A 6,074-nucleotide genomic window follows, 5' to 3' on the forward strand; every position below is an offset into this window, starting at 1 on the left:
ACCGGTGCGGACGACGACGGCGCGGACGGGGTCGGCGTGGACGGGGTCGGCGTGGTGGTGACCGGCTCCGTGGTGCGCGGCGTGCTGGCCGGCACCGCGACCGCGTCCACTCCGTTGCGGTCGTGATGCCTGTGAAGGTGCCGCTCCTGCGCCCCGGGCGTGCTCGTCGCGTCGGCCCGCGGCCGCGGATCCGTGCCGAACGGCCAGTCGGTACAGGCCAGGGCGACGGAGGGCACGCCCACGGCGCCGACGGCGACGGCGGTGATGACTATGCGCCGGTAGTGCTTGGTCTTGCGGTGCTGTCCCATACGTCAACCTCACTCGGTGATCGCGGAGCGCCCATTCTTGGGACGGCTTCACACGGGACGCAAAGGGGCGGACTACTATCCCGCCTCGTAGACACTCCCGGGCCTTGCCAGTAACGCCGGGAGATGCAGAAGATTGCGACCGCGACGTTTGCGCGATGCTGTCGGTTCCTCAGGAACGCGGCAGCGGTGAGGGATACGCCGAGCACCCCGCGCGCTGCCGCGGAGTCACACCGGCCATGTCCCGTGCCCGTGGCAAGACGGACAAATCCCATATGTCGTGGGAGCGGCATCTACTATCCGGCACCCTTAGTCGCCGACCGCCCTGTGACGGTTGTCACCCGAGGACGGGACGCCGTTCTTAAAGACGGGGAAACAGCAGGGCAACACGGCGGCACGAACCTTCCCTGCAACCGGCCCGGCGTGTCCGGGCGCAGCGCAGGACGAGGGGAGCGCCGTGACGGACATCGCCGACAGCCAAGCGCCACCGGCCCCGCCCGGCAGCCGTACGTACAACGGCTGGACGCGGAACGACACGCTGGAGGACTACTCGCTGCGCTACGCGCCCAAGTCCTTCCGCCGCTGGACGCCGTACGTCGTCGCCACCACCGCACTCGGCGGCATCGCCTACCTCGCGGACTTCGCCATCGGCGGCTCGATCGCCGTCGCGCACGGCTTCTCCAGCGCCTTGGTGGCGATCCTGGCCGCCGCGGTGGTCATCTTCCTGACCGGCATCCCGATCTCGTACTACTCGGCGAAGTACTCCATCGACATGGACCTGCTGACCCGGGGCGCGGGATTCGGGTACCTCGGCTCGACGCTCACCTCGGTGATCTACGCGAGCTTCACCTTCATCTTCTTCGCCCTCGAAGGCTCCATCATGGCGCAGGCGCTGGAACTCGGCCTGCACATCCCGCTCGCCGTCGGCTATGTCGTCTGCTCGCTGGTCATCCTGCCGCTCGTCATCCACGGCATGACCGCGCTGTCGAAGATGCAGGTGTGGACGCAGCCGGTCTGGCTGGTGCTGATGGTCGCCCCGTTCGTGTCCGTCGCCGTCCAGGAGCCCGGTAAATTCTCGGAGTTCACGCACTTCGCGGGCGACTCGCCCACGGGCTCGAACCTCGGCGCGCTCGGTGTGGGCGCCGGTGCGGGCGTCGCGCTGTCGCTTATCGCGCAGATCGGCGAGCAGGTCGACTACCTGCGGTTCATGCCGGACAAGACCCCGCGGAACGGCAGGCGTTGGTGGACCGCCGTGCTGGGAGCCGGACCGGGCTGGGTGGTCCTCGGGGCGCTGAAGCAGATCGGGGGCGCCTTCCTGGCCTTCTGCGTCGCCGGGAGCGCGGGACTCGGCAAGGCCGACGAACCGATCCGGCAGTACGTCCACGGTTTCGGCACGTTCGCCGCGCCGGTCGCCCTGGGGCTGGCGACCTTCTTCGTCATCCTGTCCCAGATAAAGATCAACTCGACCAACGCGTACTCGGGTTCGCTGTCCTGGTCGAACTTCTTCTCCCGCCTGACACACCGTCACCCCGGTCGGGTCGTCTACATCTTCCTCAACGTCGGCATAGCGCTCGCGCTGATGGAGGGCGGTGTCTTCGGCTTCCTCAACACCGTGCTCGGTTTCTACTCCAACGTGGCCATCGCCTGGATCGGCGCGGTCGTCGCCGACCTGATCGTCAACAAGCCGCTCGGGCTCAGCCCGTCGTACATCGAGTTCAAACGGGCCCACCTGTACCACTTCAACCCGGTCGGCTTCGGCTCGATGCTGATCGCCTCAGGGGTGTCCATCGCCGCCTACTTCGAGGCGTTCGGCGCCTACGGCAAGGCGTTCTCGCCGTTCATCGCGCTGTTCCTGGCCATGGCGCTCTCGCCGCTGTTCGCGGTGCTCACCAAGGGCCGCTACTACCTCGCCCGGCCCGACGGGCTGGAGGAGCCGCTGCTCGGCGCGGACGGGCTGCCCTCGGCCGCCGTACTGACCTGCGCCGTCTGCGCGACCGGCTTCGAACGGCCCGACATGGCCGGCTGCCCCTTCCACCAGGGCCCGGTCTGTTCGCTGTGCTGCAGCCTGGAGAAGGACTGCCACGACTCCTGCAAGCGCGGAGGCGGAGCGCCGGGGCCCGTCACCCTCGGTCTGCCCACCGTCCGGACCGGCGACGGTTCCGCTCGGGGGGGAGGGGCGGCTGACCGGATGACCGGATGACCGGATGACCGGATGACCGGGTGACGGGAGCGGTGCCGGGTGTCCGGGTCGTCGCGCTCATCGTCACGTCACCGCGGGACGGCGTGCGCGGCGGCCGGGCCTGGGCGGCCGGCCGCCGCGCACCGTGTCCCACGGCATCCGCCGTGCGCCGTCACTCGTTCCGGAAGACGGCCTTGCTGACCTCGGCGGGGTTCTCGAACTTCTTCTTCCCGAGGTGGGAGATCCGCTCCGTGATCTCCTTGGGCGCGTGGTTCTTCTCGGCCGCCTTCCGAAGGTCGTCGGTACCGGCCGGGTACTCCACGCCGTGCAGCGCCTTCTGCAGGTCAGGTGGGGTGATGCCCGCCATGGTTCCTCCTGGCAGTGAGTCGGTGATCGACCGGCGCGGATGGAGCGCCGGGACTGCTCAGGTACCCCTCCCACGGAAGCGGATTCAGAAATTCCGGTTGGTGATGGGGCGAGCCGGGCGCGGGTACCCGACGGTTCCGGAAGCAGCGACGGGACCGCGGATGAGAGGACCCGATGAGCGAGAACACCCCATCGCAGGCCGAGGGCGAGCGCGAGACGGACGCCCCGGACACGGAGCAGCCGGCCCGTACCACCCCCTCCCAGGCGGAAGGGGAGGACACCGCCGAGAAGACCCCGGAAGAGGAGGACGACGCGTAGGGAGGCGTCATGAGCACGGCACACACCAGCGTCCCGGAGGTGCTGGACGCGCTGAAGGACGTGACCTACCCGGCCGGCGAGGAAGACCTGGTCTCGGCCGCCCGGCAGGCCGGAGCCACGGAAGAGGTCGTCAAGGCCCTGCGCGGCATACCCGCCGAGGAATACGCCGGCCGCGCCGAGGTCGCGAGGTCGGTCCGGGTGGACCCCGACTCCGATCTCGGACCCGACGCCGGCCGGCGGGCCGGCCAGGCACGGCACGGCGGCAAGCCGGGCCTCTCCCAGCACCTGCGGGAAGAGCCGAGGACACCCATCCAGGAGGAGTTCGACCGCTGAGCCGGCCCGGGGGACGGCTGTCGGGGAGTGCGGCCGTCCTTCGGCCGAGTGCGTCCTCACCGCGCAGGCCCGCGAGAAAGCCGCCCAGGGCCCCGGCCACCGCTTCCGGAGCCTCTGGCGGCAGCAGATGGCCGCCCGGAACGATGTCCGGCGTCGCGCGCGGAACGCAGGGCAGCGGACACGCGCGCGGTACGGCGGGCGGCTCCGCCACGTCCTGTCCGCCCGCGAGCACGGCCACCGGGACCTCGATGCGCAGGGCCACCTCGGTGATGTCCCTGGGCGATGCCCCGCCGCGGCCACTCCGCGCGGGCCTCCTGCGACGCCGCCAGGCACTCCACCAGGCGCCTTGACCGCGCCGCAGGCCCGATCTAGCGTGACGCGGACATGAGGACAGGCAGGCAGGAGGCTCGGTGACGGCCCATCCGCACGACGCCCCGCAGGAGGGGGCGCTCGCCGGCCGCCCCCCGCGGGTGGAGACGCACGGCCTCGACGTGATCGGGGACGCGGACCGCAAGGGCACCCCGCGCACCCTGTTCTGGCCCTGGTTCGGGGCCAACGTCTCCGTCCTCGGCCTCGGCTACGGCGCGTTCGCGCTCGGCTTCGGCATCTCCTTCTGGCAGGCCCTCGCCGCCGGCACGCTCGGCATCGTCGTCTCGTTCCTGCTGTGCGGCTTCGTCGCGGTCGCCGGCAAGCGCGGCTCGGCCCCGACCATGGTGCTCAGCCGGGCCGCGTACGGCGTGCGCGGCAACCGGCTGCCGGCCGTCGTCTCCTGGATGCTCACCGTCGGCTGGGAGACCGTCCTCACCGCGCTCGCCACGCTGGCCACCGCCACCGTCCTCGGCGCCCTCGGCTGGGGCGGCGGCACCGGGACCAAGACCGCCGCCCTCGTGGTGGTCGCCGCGCTGACCGTCGTCGGCGGAGTCATGGGCTTCGACCTGATCATGCGGCTGCAGACCTGGATCACCCTGGTCACCGGCGTCCTCACGGTCGTCTACGTCGTCCTCGTCGCCGACCGGATCCACTGGAGCACGGTCGACGCCCTCCCGGCCGGTTCCGCCGAGCGGTTCATCGGCGCCCTGGTGTTCATGATGACCGGCTTCGGCCTCGGCTGGGTCAACGCCGCCGCCGACTACTCCCGCTACCTGCCCCGGAACTCCGCCGGCCGGGGAGTGATCGGCTGGACCACGTTCGGCGCCAGTGCGGCCCCGCTGGTGCTGCTGGTCTTCGGCCTGCTGCTGGCCGGATCCGCCCCGGAGCTGAACCGGGCGATCGCGGCCGACCCGATCGGCGCGCTGGCCACCCTCCTGCCGGCCTGGTTCCTGGTGCCGTTCGCCGTGGTCGCCGTCCTCGGCCTGGTCGGCGGCGCCGTCCTCGACATCTACTCCTCCGGCCTGGCCCTCCTCTCGGCCGGCCTGCGGGCACCCCGCTACCTGGCCGCCCTCCTCGACGGCGTCCTGATGATCGCCAGCTCGGTCTACATCGTGTTCTTCGCCGACGACTTCCTCGGCCAGTTCATGGGTTTCCTCACCACACTCGGCGTGCCCATCGCGGCCTGGGCCGGCGTCATGCTCGCCGACCTGGCGCTGCGCCGCCGCGACTACGACGAAGCCGACCTGTACCGCCCGCACGGCCGCTACGGTGACGTGCCCCTCCTCCCGCTGTGTGTCACCCTCGCCGCCACCGCCGTCGGCTGGGGCCTGGTCACCAACACCGCCGCGCACTGGCTGGCCTGGCAGGGCTATCTGCTGGCGCCGCTCGGCCTGGGCGGCCGGACCGGCCCCTGGGCGTACGCCAACCTGGGCGTCCTCGGCGCTCTGGTCCTCGCCTTCCTCGGCACGCTGTCGACGGGCAGGTCCCGGATACGGCACCAGGAGGCGCGGGCGGCCGGCCGGGCCCGCGAGGAGCTGCCGCGCCCGTGACGCCCGGGACCCGCCGTCGACTCCCCACCGGCGGGAACGGGCCGTGACCGGCGCCCGCCCCACGCACACCCCGCGACCTATGTGCGGGCAATCCATGTGCCGCGGATCCACATGTTCCTCGTACGCATGCCCGGCACCCCACCGGGTACGCGAGGCGGGAGCACGTCCGGGGCGCCGAGCCGTCCCGGCAGCCCGTACGACCGCGAACCTGGGGACCAGCCATGGAGACACCCGCACACGCCGACCCGCCGACGCCGGCCCAGCAGGCACTGGACGCGCTGACCGTGAACGCCGAGGACCAGACCGCCCTGGACACCCTCGCCCACAGTGACGTACTCGTCCCGGTGCCGGACGACGCGCTGGACGGAGAGGGCGCCGATGCCACGACGGTGGCACTGCCCGTCCTGGAACAGCCCGGCGGCGACGCGGTCGTCCCGGTGTTCACCACGGAGGGCGAGATGGCCGATCTGCTGCCCTTCGTCTCGCGCTACCGTCTGATCCCGCTCGGCGCGCTCGCCGCGCAGTGGCCCGACGAGAACCTGTCCCTCGCCATCGACGGCAGCTCCTCCCACGCCCTGACGCTCACGTCACAGGGTGTGCGCACGCTGCTGGCCCGCTGAGCGGGGACCACGCACGCGGGCGCCGCCGGGGTAC

6 protein-coding genes are annotated in these 6,074 nt (G+C 71.6%); 5 read left to right on the top strand and 1 reads right to left on the bottom strand.

All coding sequences use genetic code 11. The annotated features are described in order from the left end of the window. The first annotated feature begins 762 nt into the window (after positions 1 to 762). On the top strand, positions 763 to 2,505 hold the full coding sequence (locus H5J33_RS20195) for a cytosine permease (RefSeq protein WP_181796334.1): 1,743 nt from the start codon (positions 763 to 765) through the stop codon (positions 2,503 to 2,505). 151 nt (positions 2,506 to 2,656) lie between these two features. Here the strand turns inward: H5J33_RS20195 and H5J33_RS20200 are convergent, their stop codons facing one another. Next, on the bottom strand, positions 2,657 to 2,851 hold the full coding sequence (locus H5J33_RS20200; protein ID WP_030784217.1) for a DUF2795 domain-containing protein: 195 nt from the start codon (positions 2,849 to 2,851) through the stop codon (positions 2,657 to 2,659). Positions 2,852 to 3,024: 173 nt separating this feature from the next. Between H5J33_RS20200 and H5J33_RS20205 the strand changes: the two genes are divergently transcribed. The 4 genes from H5J33_RS20205 to H5J33_RS20220 all read left to right on the top strand — a co-directional run bounded on the left by H5J33_RS20205 (position 3,025) and on the right by H5J33_RS20220 (position 6,040). After that, positions 3,025 to 3,168, top strand: a complete 144-nt coding sequence (locus tag H5J33_RS20205; protein WP_181796335.1) for a hypothetical protein — start codon at positions 3,025 to 3,027, stop codon at positions 3,166 to 3,168. A gap of 9 nt (positions 3,169 to 3,177) precedes the next feature. Continuing rightward, positions 3,178 to 3,501 carry a DUF2795 domain-containing protein gene (locus H5J33_RS20210; RefSeq protein WP_181796336.1) on the top strand — a complete coding sequence of 108 codons (324 nt, stop codon included), beginning with the start codon at positions 3,178 to 3,180 and terminating at the stop codon, positions 3,499 to 3,501. A gap of 410 nt (positions 3,502 to 3,911) precedes the next feature. Then, positions 3,912 to 5,420, top strand: a complete 1,509-nt coding sequence (locus H5J33_RS20215) for a cytosine permease (protein ID WP_309485450.1) — start codon at positions 3,912 to 3,914, stop codon at positions 5,418 to 5,420. A gap of 221 nt (positions 5,421 to 5,641) precedes the next feature. Beyond that, positions 5,642 to 6,040, top strand: a complete 399-nt coding sequence (locus H5J33_RS20220; RefSeq protein WP_181796337.1) for an SseB family protein — start codon at positions 5,642 to 5,644, stop codon at positions 6,038 to 6,040. The last annotated feature ends 34 nt before the right edge of the window (positions 6,041 to 6,074 follow it).

This window comes from Streptomyces sp. WELS2, assembly GCF_013870595.1.
Classification (GTDB): Bacteria; Actinomycetota; Actinomycetes; order Streptomycetales; family Streptomycetaceae; genus Streptomyces.

Coding starts and splice junctions, on each gene's coding strand:
- H5J33_RS20205 (WP_181796335.1), top strand. CDS start 3,025: ATGAGCGAGAACACCCCATCGCAGGCCGAGGGCGAGCGCGAGACGGAC.
- H5J33_RS20200 (WP_030784217.1), bottom strand. CDS start 2,851: ATGGCGGGCATCACCCCACCTGACCTGCAGAAGGCGCTGCACGGCGTG.
- H5J33_RS20210 (WP_181796336.1), top strand. CDS start 3,178: ATGAGCACGGCACACACCAGCGTCCCGGAGGTGCTGGACGCGCTGAAG.
- H5J33_RS20220 (WP_181796337.1), top strand. CDS start 5,642: ATGGAGACACCCGCACACGCCGACCCGCCGACGCCGGCCCAGCAGGCA.